General features: G+C 56.0%; 17 protein-coding genes, 1 tRNA gene and 1 pseudogene. 11 read left to right on the top strand and 8 right to left on the bottom strand.

What is annotated here, in order from left to right; all coding sequences use genetic code 11:
- Window positions 1-34: 34 nt before the first annotated feature.
- A complete protein-coding gene (locus tag ABLN94_RS03140; protein ID WP_170495681.1) occupies window positions 35-1021 on the bottom strand; it encodes a 2-hydroxyacid dehydrogenase in 987 nt (328 codons plus the stop codon).
- A gap of 171 nt (window positions 1022-1192) precedes the next feature.
- Between ABLN94_RS03140 and ABLN94_RS03135 the strand changes: the two genes are divergently transcribed.
- A complete protein-coding gene (locus tag ABLN94_RS03135) occupies window positions 1193-1681 on the top strand; it encodes an SH3 domain-containing protein (RefSeq protein WP_417750501.1) in 489 nt (162 codons plus the stop codon).
- A gap of 352 nt (window positions 1682-2033) precedes the next feature.
- Window positions 2034-2108: transfer RNA gene (locus tag ABLN94_RS03130), tRNA-Gln, on the top strand.
- Between the two features lie 187 nt (window positions 2109-2295).
- On the opposite strand, the gene ABLN94_RS03125 is transcribed toward ABLN94_RS03130, so the two are convergent.
- Complete coding sequence (locus ABLN94_RS03125; RefSeq protein WP_352990150.1) at window positions 2296-2421, bottom strand: hypothetical protein; 126 nt, start codon at window positions 2419-2421, stop codon at window positions 2296-2298.
- On the opposite strand from ABLN94_RS03125, the gene ABLN94_RS03120 reads away from it, so the two are divergent.
- Window positions 2377-2505, top strand: a complete 129-nt coding sequence (locus ABLN94_RS03120) for a hypothetical protein (RefSeq protein WP_352990171.1) — start codon at window positions 2377-2379, stop codon at window positions 2503-2505. The genes ABLN94_RS03125 and ABLN94_RS03120 overlap by 45 nt on opposite strands.
- Window positions 2506-2666: 161 nt before the next feature.
- Here ABLN94_RS03120 and ABLN94_RS03115 read toward each other — a convergent pair whose 3' ends face one another.
- Together ABLN94_RS03115 and ABLN94_RS03110 are read right to left on the bottom strand one after the other, a co-directional pair.
- On the bottom strand, window positions 2667-3659 hold the full coding sequence (locus ABLN94_RS03115; RefSeq protein ID WP_352989047.1) for a primase-helicase family protein: 993 nt from the start codon (window positions 3657-3659) through the stop codon (window positions 2667-2669).
- A gap of 16 nt (window positions 3660-3675) precedes the next feature.
- Window positions 3676-4155, bottom strand: a complete 480-nt coding sequence (locus ABLN94_RS03110) for a hypothetical protein (protein ID WP_352989045.1) — start codon at window positions 4153-4155, stop codon at window positions 3676-3678.
- 302 nt (window positions 4156-4457) lie between these two features.
- Between ABLN94_RS03110 and ABLN94_RS03105 the strand changes: the two genes are divergently transcribed.
- Window positions 4458-4583 carry a hypothetical protein gene (locus ABLN94_RS03105; protein ID WP_352990148.1) on the top strand — a complete coding sequence of 42 codons (126 nt, stop codon included), beginning with the start codon at window positions 4458-4460 and terminating at the stop codon, window positions 4581-4583.
- A gap of 202 nt (window positions 4584-4785) precedes the next feature.
- On the opposite strand, the gene proC is transcribed toward ABLN94_RS03105, so the two are convergent.
- The 3 genes from proC to ABLN94_RS03090 form a co-directional block, all read right to left on the bottom strand.
- Complete coding sequence (gene proC / locus ABLN94_RS03100) at window positions 4786-5649, bottom strand: pyrroline-5-carboxylate reductase (protein WP_352989042.1); 864 nt, start codon at window positions 5647-5649, stop codon at window positions 4786-4788.
- Between the two features lie 4 nt (window positions 5650-5653).
- Window positions 5654-6595 carry an aminotransferase class IV gene (locus ABLN94_RS03095; RefSeq protein ID WP_352989039.1) on the bottom strand — a complete coding sequence of 314 codons (942 nt, stop codon included), beginning with the start codon at window positions 6593-6595 and terminating at the stop codon, window positions 5654-5656.
- A 72-nt stretch (window positions 6596-6667) separates the two neighbouring features.
- Entirely contained in the window at window positions 6668-7657 is a 990-nt protein-coding gene (locus tag ABLN94_RS03090; protein WP_352989036.1) for a TAXI family TRAP transporter solute-binding subunit, read from the bottom strand.
- Window positions 7658-7979: 322 nt separating this feature from the next.
- Between ABLN94_RS03090 and ABLN94_RS03085 the strand changes: the two genes are divergently transcribed.
- The gene (locus ABLN94_RS03085) at window positions 7980-8660 is read left to right on the top strand and encodes a GntR family transcriptional regulator (protein WP_352989033.1); all 681 of its coding nucleotides are present in this window, start codon (window positions 7980-7982) and stop codon (window positions 8658-8660) included.
- A gap of 352 nt (window positions 8661-9012) precedes the next feature.
- On the opposite strand, the gene ABLN94_RS03080 is transcribed toward ABLN94_RS03085, so the two are convergent.
- Window positions 9013-9615: a helix-turn-helix domain-containing protein gene (locus tag ABLN94_RS03080; protein ID WP_170496967.1), complete on the bottom strand. Its 603-nt coding sequence runs from the start codon at window positions 9613-9615 to the stop codon at window positions 9013-9015.
- A 142-nt stretch (window positions 9616-9757) separates the two neighbouring features.
- Between ABLN94_RS03080 and glyA the strand changes: the two genes are divergently transcribed.
- The 6 genes and pseudogenes from glyA to gcvT all read left to right on the top strand — a co-directional run.
- Window positions 9758-11011 (top strand): serine hydroxymethyltransferase, encoded by a 1254-nt coding sequence (glyA, locus tag ABLN94_RS03075; RefSeq protein ID WP_352989030.1) that lies wholly within the window; start codon window positions 9758-9760, stop codon window positions 11009-11011.
- A gap of 10 nt (window positions 11012-11021) precedes the next feature.
- A complete protein-coding gene (lpdA, locus tag ABLN94_RS03070) occupies window positions 11022-12401 on the top strand; it encodes a dihydrolipoyl dehydrogenase (protein WP_352989027.1) in 1380 nt (459 codons plus the stop codon).
- 14 nt (window positions 12402-12415) lie between these two features.
- A complete protein-coding gene (gene lipA, locus ABLN94_RS03065) occupies window positions 12416-13360 on the top strand; it encodes a lipoyl synthase (RefSeq protein WP_352989024.1) in 945 nt (314 codons plus the stop codon).
- Between the two features lie 25 nt (window positions 13361-13385).
- Window positions 13386-14756: an alanine/glycine:cation symporter family protein gene (locus ABLN94_RS03060; RefSeq protein ID WP_352989021.1), complete on the top strand. Its 1371-nt coding sequence runs from the start codon at window positions 13386-13388 to the stop codon at window positions 14754-14756.
- A gap of 78 nt (window positions 14757-14834) precedes the next feature.
- Window positions 14835-15257: a universal stress protein gene (locus ABLN94_RS03055; protein WP_352989018.1), complete on the top strand. Its 423-nt coding sequence runs from the start codon at window positions 14835-14837 to the stop codon at window positions 15255-15257.
- A 16-nt stretch (window positions 15258-15273) separates the two neighbouring features.
- Window positions 15274-15396, top strand: a pseudogene (gene gcvT / locus ABLN94_RS03050) (glycine cleavage system aminomethyltransferase GcvT); the annotation flags it as partial.

Below are 15396 nucleotides of genomic sequence, written 5' to 3'. Positions count from 1 at the left end.
TCCTCCTGAAAACTGTTCTTGCGGCGCGGATGCGTCACAACATGGATGGCACAACCTGATCCGGCGGGCGATGCCCGTCCTCGAAGGTCTTGATATTGATGATAACTTTTTCGCCCATCTCGATCCGGCCTTCCAGCGTAGCCGAGCCCATGTGGGGCAACAGAACAACGTTCGGCAATTGCCGTAAACGCGGGTTCACTTGGGTGCCGTGTTCATAAACGTCCAACCCAGCACCCGCGATATCACCCGACCGGATCAGGCGCGTCAGCGCGTTTTCGTCGATTACCTCACCCCGGGATGTATTGATCACGACCGCTGACGGCTTGAGCAGTTTCAGCCGCCGCGCATTCATCAGGTGGAAGGTTGACGGAGTCGATGGGCAATGAATGGAAACGACATCCATCCGGGCCACCATCTGATCGAGGCTTTCCCAATAGGTCGCCTCCAGATCTTCCTCTATTTCAGGGCGCAGCCGACGACGGTTGTGGTAATGAACCTGCATCCCAAATGCGCGGGCACGGCGGGCCACAGCTTGGCCGATTCGCCCCATACCCAAAATGCCAAGACGTCGACCACCGATCCGCCCCCCCAGCAGCGCCGTCGGCGCCCAGCCGGTCCAGTCGCCCCTTTGCATCACGCCGACACCTTCGGGAAAGCGTCGCGTAACCGCGAGAATTAAGGCCATCGTCATATCGGCGGTATCATCAGTCAGAACTCCGGGCGTGTTCGACACCAGAATGCCCCGCTGCCGCGCCGTGGCAACGTCAATATTGTCGACACCAGCCCCGTAATTGGCGATCAGGCGCAGCTTTTCACCGGCCTGCCCCAACAATCCGCCGTCAATCGTATCGGTTACTGTCGGCACAAGCACATCCGCGCTTTGCACGGCAGCAACCAGTTCTTCCCGTGTCATGGGGGTGTCATCGTCTCGCAGCTGCACATCGAACAATTCGCACAGTCTGGTTTCAACTGCCTCGGGCAACCGTCGCGTAACGACAACACTCAGACGTTCTCTTGGCACCTTCGTCCTCCCATCGCTTTGCAAACCTTCGCGCGCCATGGCATCGTGGCTCAGGATAAGGCGGGGCACAAGAACCCCAATCGCATTGAGACGACCTTTTTTCTAAACCAGATCAACGGGCATAAGAGCAGGCAGTCAGTGAGTGGTTTTCTAACGGTTAAATGCCGCCTTCTGGTGGTTTCGTCCGTATTTCTATTGGTGTTGGGCAGTCTGGCCGCCAGCGCACAGGAAAAGCGTGGCCCGGTCACCAACCTGCCCTTGCCTCGCTACGTCTCGATGAAGGCCGCCGAGGGCAACGTCCGCCGGGGTCCGTCGCTGACGCATCGAATCGACTGGGTATTCAAACGGCGCGGCATGCCGCTGCAAATCACAGCCGAATACGGCAACTGGCGCAAAGTTCAGGACCGCGATGGTGCGGGAGGGTGGGTTCATTACGCTCTACTGTCCGGCGTTCGCACCGTACTGATCGAATCCGAGTTGCTGCCTGTCTACACCAGCCCCGATTCCAATTCACAAATCGCAGCACAATTCGAATCCGGAGTCGTAGCCCGATTGGGCAGTTGTAACGTGGATTGGTGTCATATCTCGGCTGGCGGCTATCGCGGCTGGGCTCAAAAGTCGAACCTTTGGGGCGTCGATATATCGGAAATCCGTGAGTAGCACGATCACCCCGCCGTCCACAGGGCTTCGCCATACTTGTCTATCAGTTCAGGAGCCATTCACGGCGCCATCGAACTTTGTTTCTCGCTCAATAATAAGTTGCCAATCTAAGTCACCGCCCGCACGCGTCCTATCGAAGACACGACAATACGCTCAGCTGTCCGACAGAGTTGGGTCCGCGCGGGGCTAGCCGGTGGGCCATTCTCTGTTAAATGCCGCCCCGAACAATCGTACTTCAATCGAAGCACAGAGCACTTCCCAGGTGTAGAAAATAAAATTTGCTCCAAGCCGATTTTTTAGCCGAAAAGCTCTTGAACCCTCCAACCAACAATCGTAGATAGCGCCTCACCGTTGGGGTGTAGCCAAGTGGTAAGGCAGCGGTTTTTGGTACCGTGTATCGTAGGTTCGAATCCTACCACCCCAGCCAGTTCATCGGAACATGGAATAGCGACAGGCTCTTGGGGCTAAACCCTCCGAGAAATGCCCCCGTTTATGCCCCAGCCACCCGGACCACCCGCTAACAACTATAGCGGGTTCTACGGGGGTGCCCCTCCCACTTTGCGGGAGGAGCGGGTTAGCTGGTTTGAAGTCAAGATTTCTGCATAGCCACAGGACTATAGCATATCCCAGTCGACCCCGTTCGCCCGCCGGTCACGCTCATCCTCAAGGTTATCACGGCGGTCACCGATGGTCAGATGGCGGGGATTGATACAGCGACGGTTATGACAGCGATGCCGGATTACCTGATCGCGGGTGGCGGCAAGCCGGTGGGTGATGCAATAAACGAACCTGTATGCTCGATCTTGCTGCCCCCGGAATCGTAGCTTTCTCGGCCCAACTGTTGGCGTGAGCAAACAACCGTTCCGGTCTTCTTCGGTGTCATTCAGCAATTCCTGTACTTTTTGACGACACTCTTCGTAGTGGTTAGCAAGTAAATTTTCGTACCATGCCTGTAACTGTCCACGTTCGCGGAAAACTGGAGCCCTCATTCAATGATCTCCACTTCATCTTCAGCCGGGTTAACAGGTTCGTCGTAGCCGTTAGGTCCAAGTACGCGACCGTTCGACACCCGATAGTCAGGATGAACCCAAAAAACTCGGGCATAGTCGACACCGCCCCACTTCACGCTTTCTGACATCCTGCCCAATTCGTTCATGAAGTGAGTAATTCTGTTAGGGTTGGCTTTTAGCGTTTCGGCAAAAATGCGACGCAACTCACTTTGCGGAACCGCGTATACCCTTTTCTTGGCAATTATCTCTGCCAGTTCCTGCTGTGGAACCTCACCCGAAGCGGCGTGCAGTCGTCTCATGATAGGAGTATCTACGGCAGCTATGTTGATGAAGCGAGGATTGAAGCCGTTGGATTGCTGACGAGCCATCAATGCCTCATAAAGACGAGCGATATTCGCCGGTTCGCCCAGGTAGGCATAGTAGCGGGTCATGAAGGACTGAAAGTCCTGATGGTCTGGGCCGGAAGCGTGGCCTGAGTGATTTGCTTCGATCACGTAAAATCGCCGGTCGTCTGGCTCGATCCAGTGTGGCGGGTGGTTAGTTGTCATCAGATAAACGCTGACACTGCGTACTTCCGTCACCTCCTTTCCTTTGCCCTCTACAGCAACTCTGGGTTCCGTTATGAACGACTTGACCGCATTGCCCGCATCGGTTCCCGGTTTCAGTTTGGCCTCTTCACATGCGATGAATTTCTTCGACATCAGTGTTTGGTTGAAACGGGATGTCAGCTTGGAGATACCATTGATACCGATGGAGTTGCTCTGTCCGAAGAGCTTGGCAAGGGTCAATGCAATCGAACTCTTGCCAGTACCCTTGGTTTGAGAATACAGCAGGACGGAAAATCCAGGCTTGCTGTCTTCGTTCTGGAGGCTCCAAGACAACCAATCGAGATAGAAAACTTGGTCGCTGTAGTGTGGAAACATGCGTTTCAAGAGTTCAGCAAATAAACCGTAGTCAGCCTTATCCACCCCCATATTTCTGTACTCAGGGCGAGACCACGAATGGATTCGTTGCTGACCCATCGAACCAGACAAGCCCATCTGAATTAGATGCGTAGCATTCAATGCGGTGGCTCCAGACCGCGACAGTTTGCGACTTGTCCGAGTGAACCTCCTCTACGGCAAATTGATACACCTCACGCCAAAGATCGTTGTCTAGTTCGATTTCAGGAAACTTCTCCCTTATTTGTAGAATGGCCACTCGACGTAGGTCGGTCGCGGACATGGCGGAAGTTGGATTCTTTATCGGAAAGAAGCGACCTTCCTTTCTGACATAGTTTTCCGCCAGAAATCGACACAGTTTTTCTTTTGGGTCCGAGGCATGGACAGTCTCAGATTGCTCCAGAGTCGTGTCTTCCGGTTTTGTCCTTTTTCGCCGTTTGCGCTGCGGTTGGTTTGGGACTGGAGCATTGTTTTCCACCCCCGTCGTCGAGGACGTGTCATGAAGTTTGGAGATCATATCCACCTACTTGCCCTTAAGGCATTGAAATTTATGGAAGATGTCCAGGCCGCGGCTCGTCACGAAGATGCTAGTGTGAAGTAAGCGAGCGCATTTGTTATGCGGTTAATGGATAGTGCCCTCAGTCCAAATCCCTGATAGACACCCTAGAGCGGAGCTCAGTAGCTAGGCAGTTCATGACTAGCAGTAGGTAGCGAAGCGTCTTGTCGTGAAACGAGTTCGACGCAAGGTAAGCCGATAACGTCGGTAAAGGCAAAGTAGTAGATTTTTTCTGCAGGTCAACACCCCCCGCCACCCGCGATCAGGTAATCCGGCATCGCTGTCATAACCGTCGCTGTATTAATCCCCGCCATCTGACCGTCGGTGACCGCCGTGATAACCTTCAGGATGAGCGTGATCGGCAGGCGAACGGGGTCGATTGGGATATACTATAGCCCTGTGGCTATGCAGAAATCTCGACTTCAAACCAGCTAACCCGCTCCTCCCGCAACGTGGGAGGGGCACCCCCGCAGAACCCGCTATAGTTGTTAGCGGGTGGTCCGGGTGCCGGGGGCATAAACGGGGGCATTTCTCGGAGGGTTAAGGCGTGATTGACCGAGCACATCACCGCAACAAGTTACTGAGGAGGATTTGAAATCAATTCACGTCGGTGCTTAGAGACAGCTCGATACTGCGACTATGAGCAGCCTGCGCAGTCCTTAGAATTAGCGGGAAAACCCCTTTCTCAAGGGACATCAACTCCTGCAGGCCGGCTTCAGTTGTTCCATTTGGGGACGTAACCTGATTTCGAAGTTCGGCAGGTGAGTTTGGGCTGAGGCGCATCAAATCGCCGCTACCTGAAATCATCGCAGATGCTAGTTTGGCGGAAACTTCTTGAGCCAAACCCAATTCTCTCCCGGCTTCTGCCAATGCTTCTGCCATCGCGAACACATAGGCCGGACCGCTTCCGGAAATCGCTGTTACTGCGTGAAGCATATCCTCATCATCGAGGACCACGGTCTCGCCAACTGCCCGCATCAGTTGTATTGCAAGTTCCATGTGACTTGCCGTCGTACAGACATTGCCGACAAGAGCGGTGATACCAGAACCAACCGATGCAGGTGTGTTTGGCATTGTGCGTACAATTGGCGTCTGCGTACCCAGCAACTCTTCATAGGTCGAAATCAAAGTGCCAGCGGCGACCGATACGAAAAGAGTTTGCCCGGACCCAAGTGAATTCAGATCCGACAAAGCAGAGGTCATGACCTGAGGCTTCGTCGCAATTACCGCAACAGCAGGCGGTTCTTCTGGTTGTTGGTTTAGTCGCAGGCCGCGTCGCGTAAGGCGCTGTAGCCAGTTAGACGGACGCGGGTCCAGGACAATGATCTTTTCCGCGTCCAGCCCGGCATTGAGCCAGCCGTTCAACAATGCGGAGCCCATCTTACCGCACCCCAAAAGCAATAAGCCGCGATCGCCTACATCCAGACGGCTCTGACTTTCTGGGTCCACAACCTGCGCCATACAATCAGCTCGCAACCTTCAGCGTGCTTCGTTGCACAAGCTCTTTGTAAAGCTCGCGCAGGCGACGGGTCATCGGCCCTGCACCGTCATGCTCTCCGATCTTCTTCCCATCTATTGACGCAACGGGTGTTTGCGCGCCGAATGTACCGGTCAGAAAGGCCTCGTCGGCTCCGTACGCTTCATAGAGCGAGTAGTTCTTCTCGAATACCGGTATGTCGTTAGCCCGGCACAGGTCTATGACCTTTTGGCGGGTCACCCCATTCATGCAGTAATCGCCTGTGGAGGTCCAAACCTCACCGCGGCGTACAATGAAAAAGTTGCACGCATTCGTCGTGTTCACAAATCCATGTGGGTCTAGCATCAGGGCTTCGTCGGCGCCAGCCTGTTCTGCCTGTAGGCATGCGATGACGCAATTCAGCTTCGAGTGGCTGTTATACTTGGCGTCTTGGCTCATTGGCAGGCCGCGCACCTGTGGAACGGTGGCCAGTCGAATGCCCCGGCTTGTGAGGCTGTCTACCGGTTTCGAGTGCTCCACGATTGCAACCACCGTGGGCCCAGAACGAGATAACCCCGGATGCTGAAACGGTTTGTCCTTTGGTCCGCGGGTCACCATGAACCGGCAATGCGCGTCAGTCGTTATCCCGTTAGCTTTAGCCGTGTCATTGAGCGCTTGCAGCACCTCATCTTTGGTCATGCCAACATCAATTGAAACGGCTTTGCAGCTGTTGAAAAACCGATCCATGTGTTCGTCAAAAAACGCCCATGTCCCGTTATAGAGCCTTAAACCTTCCCACATTCCATCGCCCAGCATGAAGCCGGAGTCATAGACGGACACCATCGCTTCGCTTCGCGGCACGATCTTGCCGTTGAGAAAGATCTTGATGTCTCGATTGCGCGCGTCTTCCTGCGCGTCATGAGTGGAATGGCTCAGGGTTTGCTCGCTCATGTTATTACTCGTAGGTGGGCGTTACGTCGAAAGGGTGCAGAGGCGACGGCGACCGCCGCCTCGGATGTGAGTTTAGTTTATCAGCCCGACTTCGCGGAAATAGCGCTCCGCCCCGGGATGCATTGGTGCGGACAACCCATTAACCACCATTTCCTCTTTCTTGAGGTTTGCAAAAGCCGGGTGGAATGACTTGAAAGCATCAAAGTTGTCAAAAACCGCCTTGACCATCACGTAGACAGTTTCCTCCGGCACGTTTGAGGAGGTCACGAATGTGGACGGAAGGCCGAAAGATGGCACGTCGCCATCTACACCGCGGTAGAGGCCACCGGGGATGGTTACGTTCCCATAGTAGGGCTTGCTCTCGACCAGCGTCTGCACTGCGTCACCTTCAACAGGAATGATGTTGATATCGCAGGTTGTGGCGGCTTCCAGCACGTTGGCCACCGGGTTTCCTGCAACCATCAGAAACGCTTCGATAGTGTTATCGCACAGCGCCGAAGACTGTTCGGCGGATTTCAGTTCGGTCACCAATCCAAAGTGATCCATATCCCAGCCCATCGCGTCCACGAGAACTTCGGCTGTTCCACGTGTTCCGGACCCGGGGTTGCCCAAATTGATGGTCCGACCGCCGAGGTCATCCAGGGACACAATTCCCGTATCTTTGCGTGCGGCAATGATGACCGTGTCAGGATGCAGCGAGAACAGGCTGCGGAGTTCAGCGTCTGGTCCATCCTCTTCGAACAGGCTGGTCCCGTTCAGGGCGTGGAACTGCCAATCCGACTGAACAATTCCCATCTCCAACTCGCCTTCGCGCATGGTGCGCAAGTTGTATACTGATCCACCCGTGCTCTCGACCGAGCAACGAATGCCATGTTCCTTGCGTTGCTGATTGACCAGCCGGCAGATGCCGCCACCGACAGCATAGTAAATACCGGTTACGCCGCCGGTGCCGATTGTCAGAAACTCTTCCGCTTTCGCCGGGGCGCCTGCCAAAAGCGCGGCCGCGCCAAACGCCGCAAGCCCGGTATGTATTCTCTTTTTGAGGATGCCGGTCGACAACATGAATAACTCCCTTTTCACCTGTTGCGTCATCCCGGTTTCAGACCGGGTGATCATCTCTTGCCGATGGAGTGGGCAATCGCAGCCAAGGTTCGGAGCTTTTCGAATCCCCACCTGCCATGACGATACAGCGGTATCTTGAAATTGTCGACAATTATTATTATTGTCGACAATTTTCAAATGGCCAATTACCTTGATAACGATCTGTCGCAGTCGGCCAAAGGAGTGAAATAGGCAGTTCAGTTGCAATCATTTTTCTGGCTATCTTGGCCTAGCAACGTAACCTCGCCTTCCATCCATTAGATGTTCCATCAACGGGTTCGACATGACACGACAAGCATCCTCCGCGGAGAAATCCGGCGATACCTTGAAAGACAGAACGCTGGAGCGTCTACAGAAACTGATCCTGACCGGAGACCTGGAGCCCGGAGCTAAACTGCTTGAAACCCAGGTTGCCGCTCAGCTGGATGTCAGCCGCGCCACATTGCGCGAAGCGATGGTTCAACTGAGTGAGATTGGGCTTCTTGTTTACATCCCCTTCCGCGGAACTTTCCTTCGCACACTCGATCCGATTGATCTGGACGAAATCTACTCGTTCCGAACGGGACTCGAGAAGATGGCGTTTCAGTTCTGCTGGGACAAGCGTGACCTGGTCAGCCTCGCCGACCTTCAGATGCGCAACAATCGACTATGCGATTGCATCTCGGACAACGATCCCTACGGCGCGATCATGGCCGAAATGCACCTCCACTCATGGTGCTACGAGCTTTCGGGGCATACCCTTCTGCTGCAAAGCTGGGAACGTCTGAAACCCAACCTCCAGTTCTACTTTGCCATGCATCAGAAGGCACATGGGCGGGGCGGCCCGCTCCAGGAATCTCACGACACTTACATCGAGCTTGCCAATGGGGACAGCTTGGATGACATGCTGATTCACCTTGAAGATCACATGCGGCAAGGGCTTGAAAACACGATGAAGTTCCTAAACGAAAGAAACGCATCGTAAGGTGCGTCAATGTCTCTTGAGTCGTGAACGGATACTGCCCGCTAAGCTTTCACATAGTAAGCGGTTTATTGATTGCCGGGTTGCTGATCATGCGCATCGTCGCGAAAGTGACGACGGCAATGCCTCGCGAAACCGCAGGATATGTCACACTCCAGACACGGTTGGCGCGACGGATCAGCAATTGGTCAAGCATGCGCTGGCACAAAACCCACCAACATAAGGAGCCCTACCCGATGCGCCGGAACCGTTGGAGGTGGAATCCATCGAGGAATTTTGAGCGGCATGGCCCACACAGAAATCGATACGCCCTGAGGGCTTCACTGGAGCCAACACAGATGCGTGCCGCGTTGGTTTATTCCAGCGACACCCACAGGACTTGAGCGTCCTCCTCACTGGTAGACACGCAGCCGTGCCCCATGCTGCTATCGTAGTAAAGCGAGTCCCCTGCCTTCATCGGTAGTGGACGATAGTGTTCCGATACAAAGATCAGTTCACCACTTAACACATACATGAATTCTTCACCCGAGTGGCGAACCCATGGGTCAAACTCGGAAATATCTCGCGCCCGGATCGTGGCAACATAAGGCAGCATGCGTTTGCTTGTCAGGTCAGAGCACAACAATTCGTGCAGATAGGTTGCCGTTTCACGAAACTCACCCTGCCCCTTAGCTGTGAAGTCGCGACGACCAGTAATGCCGGTTTGACCCGACTGTAGAAACAACTGCGGCGGCTTTAAATCCAGCGCCTGGGTCAGCCGCCGTACGATCTCGAAGCTGGGTTTGGTTTGGTTGTTTTCGATCTTAGACAAGGTGGAACGCCCAATTCCTGCCGCCCGACCGGCCTCCTCCAGAGTCCAGCCCTTTTCCCGTCGTGCATCGCGGATGGAACGCCCGAGCGCCGCGCCTTCATCCTGCTCCTCAGGGTTAGAGGCTTCATTTCTTTGATCTTCACCCATGAAAAACTCCCTTTCCTTCCAAGCATACAAATTCCCCGCAACGCACGCAACTTTGCGAATGTGAGAAAAATGTTGCTTTGGCGACCATTTTTCCACTATAGGAAACAAAGTTTCGAACGGGAGATTCGAAAAGGAGGACACCATGTTTAAAACGACACTTACCGAAGCTGATCCGACAATCGCTGCATCGATTGCCCGCGAAGGGGCACGTCAGGCAGAACAAATTGAGCTGATCGCATCGGAGAACATCGTTTCACAGGCCGTGATTGATGCACAGGGCTCGGTCCTCACCAACAAATACGCCGAAGGCTATCCCGGTCGCCGTTACTATGGCGGGTGTGAGTATGTGGATGAGGTAGAACAGGAAGCCATCGACCGGTTGAAGCAGTTGTTTGGCTGCGAATTTGCTAACGTCCAGCCACATTCCGGTGCGCAAGCAAACGGAGCCGTCAAACTGGCACTGCTGCAACCCGGTGACACGATCCTTGGCATGTCGCTGGACGCAGGTGGCCACCTGACCCATGGCGCGAAACCTGCACAATCTGGTAAATGGTTCCGTCCTATTCAGTACGGACTGACCGAGGCAGGCCTGATCGACTATGATCAAGTTGAAGCACTGGCCAAGGCCGAAAAGCCCAAGCTGATCATTGCCGGCGCGTCGGCTTATTCGCAAAAAATCGACTTCGCCCGCTTCCGCGCCATCGCAGATGAGGTTGGCGCCTGGTTGCTGGCGGACATGGCGCACATCGCCGGTCTGGTTGCAACTGGTCTGCACCCCTCGCCCATTGGTCACGCGCATGTGGTGACGTCGACCACCCACAAGACGCTGCGCGGCCCGCGTGGCGGCATCATCCTGACCAATGACGAAGCACTAGCGAAAAAGATCAACTCGGCTGTGTTCCCCGGCTTGCAAGGCGGCCCGCTAATGCATGTGATCGCAGGTAAAGCGGTTGCATTCGGCGAAGCTCTGAAGCCCGAGTTCAAAGAATACATGCAGCGTGTGGTCGACAGCGCCTCGGCTCTGGCCGACGTGATGATGGCACGCGGTTGCGACATCGTCTCGGGCGGAACCGAGAACCACCTGATGCTGGTGGATCTGCGCCCCGTTGGCGTGACCGGTAAAGATGCCGAAGCTGCTCTGGAGCGTGCAGGATTCACCTGTAACAAGAACAGCGTGCCGGGCGACCCGGAAAAACCCACAGTGACCAGCGGCATCCGACTGGGCACAGCTGCCGGGTGCAGCCGTGGCTTTGGACCGGAAGAGTTCAGGCAGATCGGCAATCTGATCGGTGATGTTTTGGACGCGCTGGCAAAGAACCAGATCGGTGATGAGGCCGTCGAAAAAGCCACCCGCGAAAAAGTTCACGCACTCTGCGCAAGCCACCCGATTTACTGAAAGAACAAAAATGACCTACGACCTGATTGTCATCGGAGGCGGACCGGGCGGCTACGTTGCCGCAATCCGCGCGGCTCAGTTAGGACTGAAAGTGGCCTGCGTCGAAGGACGCGGGGCGCTTGGCGGAACCTGTCTGAACGTGGGATGTATCCCCTCCAAAGCGTTGCTGACCTCCTCGGCCAAATATGCCGAACTTGCACATCTCTCCTCCCATGGCATTGCGGTCGAGGGGGCCAGCATCGACGTGCCCTCTATGATGGGGCGCAAAGATAAGATCGTAGGCGATTTGACCAAGGGTATCGCGTTTCTGTTCAAGAAGAACGGCGTTGACCTGATCGAAGGCTGGGCCAGCATTCCTGCAACTGGACAGATCAAGGTCGGCGACGACATTCACGAGACCAAGAATATTCTGATCGCCGCCGGTTCGGAACCGACCTCGTTGCCGGGGATCGAGATCGATGAGCAGGACGTCCTCAGTTCGACCGGTGCGATCGCACTGGAGAGCGTGCCGGAGCATCTGGTCGTAATTGGCGCGGGTGTGATCGGCTTGGAACTGGGTCAGGTCTGGGCGCGACTAGGCGCTAAGGTCACTGTTGTCGAGTATCTGGATCGCGTGCTGCCAGGCATTGATGGCGAGATCGCCAAGCTGGCGCAGCGTGCTTTGTCGAAACGTGGTTTGAAGTTCCAACTGGGTCGAGCGCTGAAATCGGTCAGCAAGACCGACGCAGGCCTATCTCTGACCGTAGATCGCGTGGGCAAAGACAAGGAAGAGGTAATCGAGGCCGATAAGGTCCTGATCGCCGTCGGCCGCCGCCCTGTTACGCGTGGGCTTGGCTTGGAAGAGCTGGGCGTCACTGTAAGCCAGCGCGGCTTTATTGAAGTCGACGGCACTTTCCAGACCTCGGTTCCTGGCATCTACGCCATTGGCGACTGTGTGCCCGGCCCGATGTTGGCGCATAAAGCTGAAGAGGACGGTGTTGCCTGTGTCGAAATGCTGGCCGGTCAGGCCGGTCACGTCGATTACAACACGGTTCCGGGCGTGGTCTACACCGATCCCGAGGTCGCCTCAGTTGGTTTGACTGAAGAGGAACTGAAGGAAGCAGGCACCGAATATTCGGTTGGCAAGTTCGCCTTCATGGCCAACTCGCGCGCGCGCTCGACCGGAGAAACCGACGGTGCAGTCAAAGTGCTGGCTGATCCGAACGGAAAAATCCTTGGCGCGCATATCTGCGGCGCCCACGGCGGTGATCTGATCGCCGAACTGGTTCTGGCAATGACCAAGGGCGCCACCGTCGCCGAAGTCGCCTCCACCTGTCATGCACATCCGGCCATGGGTGAGGCGGTCAAAGAGGCCTGCCTTGACGCCATGGGCCGCGCGATCCACGCCTAAGAGGGAACCGCCAGATGACCATCCAGCTTCGCCCCCGCCACCCTGAAAAGGCCAAGAAGGCTGACAGTGTCATCCCCCGCAAGCCAAAGTGGATTCGAAAGAAAAAGGGTGACAGCGTTGAGTATTACGAAACGCGTCGCCTGATGCGCGACCACGATCTGGCTACTGTGTGCGAAGAGGCCGCCTGCCCCAATATCGGTGAGTGCTGGTCCAAACGCCACGCCACCATGATGATCATGGGTGAGATCTGCACCCGCGGCTGTTCCTTCTGCAACGTCGCCACAGGCCGTCCCGATGCGCTGGACGCGTTTGAGCCGGGCCGGGTTGCAGCGGCAGTCAAAAAGCTGGGACTGCGCCATGTAGTGATCACCTCGGTCGATCGCGATGATCTGGCCGATGGTGGGGCTGAGCATATCGCGCAAACGATCCGCGCCGTTCGCCACCAGAACCCCGGCACCACTGTCGAGGTGCTGACCCCAGACTTTTTGGGCAAAGGCGATGCGGCGGATATCGTGTTCGAGGCTGCACCGGATGTTTTCAACCACAATTTGGAAACCGTGCCCCACCTGTACCCAACGGTCCGTCCCGGCGCGCGCTACTATACATCGCTGCGATTGCTGGACGACGCAAAACGCGCAAACCCCGGAATTTTCAGTAAATCTGGTCTTATGGTAGGGTTAGGAGAAACACTAGACGACGTGCGTCAGGTGATGGATGACCTACGTGCGGCCAATGTCGATTTTCTGACGGTCGGCCAGTATTTGCAGCCGACCCCGAAACACCACCCTATCGACCGTTTCTGGTCGCCGGAGGAGTTCGCCCAGCTGGAACAGATCGCCCGTTCCAAAGGCTTTCTGCACGTGTCAGCCACACCGCTGACCCGTTCGTCGTTCCACGCGGACGAAGATTTCGCTGCTCTTAAGCAGGCCCGCAAGCGGGCCATCGCAGACGGGGCATAAACCTAACGCAAATGGGAGGGAAACCATGGAAGCGTTAAATTCAATCGTAGGGGCCATCAATGGCGTCGTGTGGGGGCCGCTGATGCTGGTTCTCATTCTTGGCGTCGGCTTCTTCTTGCAGGTCGGCCTGAAATTCATGCCGATCCTGCGCATTGGCACGGGCTTTAGCCTGCTGTTCAAAGGCCGTGAAGGTCAGGGCGAAGGGCAGATCAGCCCGTTCAACGCGCTTATGACTTCGCTGTCGGCGACCATCGGTACAGGTAACATCGCCGGTGTGGCCACTGCTGTCTTCCTGGGCGGTCCGGGCGCATTGTTCTGGATGTGGATGACCGCCCTGGTGGGCATGGCCACCAAATATGCCGAAGCCGTCTGCGCGGTGAAGTATCGCGAGAAAGACGAGCTGGGTAACTATGTCGGCGGTCCGATGTACTACATCAAGAACGGCCTCGGTGCGAAATGGGCCTGGTTGGGCGTCGCATTCGCGCTGTTCGGCGCAATCGCAGCCTTCGGCATCGGCAACGGCGTACAGGCCAACGGTGTGGCTCAGGTTCTGGAATCGAACTTCGGCGTGAACACCTCGGTCACCGGCGTAGTTCTGATGGTTCTGACTGCAGCCGTTATTCTGGGTGGCATCACCCGCATCGGTGCGGTTGCCGGTAAACTGGTTCCGTTCATGGCGATTGCCTACATCATCGCCGGTCTGCTGGTTCTGCTGATCAACATCGGCAACATCGGTCACGCACTGTCGCTGGTTTTCACCTACGCGTTCACCCCCTCGGCCGCCGAAGGTGGTTTCGCGGGTGCAGCCGTCTGGGCCGCTATCCGTTTCGGTGTGGCACGTGGCGTCTTCTCGAACGAAGCCGGTCTGGGTTCGGCCCCGATCGCACACGCCGCAGCCGAGACCAAAGGTCCGGTCAACCAGGGCCTGATCGCGATGCTGGGCACGTTCATCGACACCATCATCGTCTGCTCGATCACCGGTCTGGCAATCATCTCCTCCGGTGCATGGACTTCGGGTGAATCAGGCGCGGCGCTGACCTCTCTGGCCTTCGCAAACTCGCTGCCGGGCGGTGGTCACCTGATCGCAATCGCTCTGTCGATCTTTGCCTTCACCACAATCCTGGGCTGGTCGTTCTACGGCGAGAAATGCGTCGAATTCCTGCTGGGCGTCAAATCCCTGATGCCGTACCGCATCCTGTGGATCGTCGCGATCTATTTCGGCGCAACCGCAGATCTGGGCTTCATCTGGCTGCTGGCGGATACGCTGAACGCCATGATGGCTATCCCGAACCTGATCGCCCTGGCGCTGCTGAGCCCGATCGTCTTCAAACTGACGAAAGAGTTCTTCGCCTCGGGCGGCCAATCGGAAGAGCCCGGCGGCTCTCCTGCCGAATAACTTTGGCCTGAAAAACCGGAGGGCCATCCCGGCCCTCCGCCTTTGAAAACAGAATTCCATATCTCGAGGAGAGACGTGATGGCCACGAAAATCCTGCTGCCTATTGATCACACCGACGACCGCTCTTGGAAGAACGCCCTGCCGCTCGCGCTTGAACAGGCTAAGTTTTATGGCGCGGAACTGCACGCGGTTGCCGTCATCCCCGAGATCATCCAGTTGCCGAACCTACCCGCCAACTATGGCGAAGGCGCCAAAGAGCATGTGCGCAACGCAGTTCAAGCCATTCTGGATCACGGAAATGCCTCCGACGTGGCGATCCACGTCGAAGAAGGCAGCGTCTACCGCGAAATCCTGAAGCTGGCCTACAAGGACGGCTTTGACCTGATCGTCATGGCATCGACCAAAGGCGATTTCCCGAATTATGAGATTGGCCCGAACCTGGCCCGCGTCGTGCGTAATGCGCATTGCACCGTGACAGTTGTTCGCGACCAATCCCGCTGATCGAAAGGTTTCTAAAATGACCGAAGTTAAGCGCACGCCTTTGCATTCGTTGCATGTTGAGTTGGGCGGTAAGATGGTTGATTTTGCTGGATGGGAGATGCCTGTTCAGTATCCGCTGGGGATTATGGGTGAGCATAAG

The organism is Ruegeria sp. SCP11 (genome assembly GCF_040329455.1).
GTDB classification, from domain to species: Bacteria; Pseudomonadota; Alphaproteobacteria; order Rhodobacterales; family Rhodobacteraceae; genus Ruegeria; species Ruegeria atlantica_E.
Note: the sequence above shows the minus strand (reverse complement) of the source record. Positions and strands in the feature narration are given on the sequence as shown.

Bases quoted from the DNA above. Each gene is read 5' to 3' on its own strand.
- ABLN94_RS03120 (WP_352990171.1), top strand. From the start codon at position 2,377: ATGGCGGGGATTGATACAGCGACGGTTATGACAGCGATGCCGGATTAC.
- lpdA (WP_352989027.1), top strand. From the start codon at position 11,022: ATGACCTACGACCTGATTGTCATCGGAGGCGGACCGGGCGGCTACGTT.
- ABLN94_RS03090 (WP_352989036.1), bottom strand. From the start codon at position 7,657: ATGTTGTCGACCGGCATCCTCAAAAAGAGAATACATACCGGGCTTGCG.
- ABLN94_RS03095 (WP_352989039.1), bottom strand. From the start codon at position 6,595: ATGAGCGAGCAAACCCTGAGCCATTCCACTCATGACGCGCAGGAAGAC.
- ABLN94_RS03055 (WP_352989018.1), top strand. From the start codon at position 14,835: ATGGCCACGAAAATCCTGCTGCCTATTGATCACACCGACGACCGCTCT.
- ABLN94_RS03085 (WP_352989033.1), top strand. From the start codon at position 7,980: ATGACACGACAAGCATCCTCCGCGGAGAAATCCGGCGATACCTTGAAA.
- ABLN94_RS03080 (WP_170496967.1), bottom strand. From the start codon at position 9,615: ATGGGTGAAGATCAAAGAAATGAAGCCTCTAACCCTGAGGAGCAGGAT.
- glyA (WP_352989030.1), top strand. From the start codon at position 9,758: ATGTTTAAAACGACACTTACCGAAGCTGATCCGACAATCGCTGCATCG.
- proC (WP_352989042.1), bottom strand. From the start codon at position 5,649: ATGGCGCAGGTTGTGGACCCAGAAAGTCAGAGCCGTCTGGATGTAGGC.
- ABLN94_RS03060 (WP_352989021.1), top strand. From the start codon at position 13,386: ATGGAAGCGTTAAATTCAATCGTAGGGGCCATCAATGGCGTCGTGTGG.
- lipA (WP_352989024.1), top strand. From the start codon at position 12,416: ATGACCATCCAGCTTCGCCCCCGCCACCCTGAAAAGGCCAAGAAGGCT.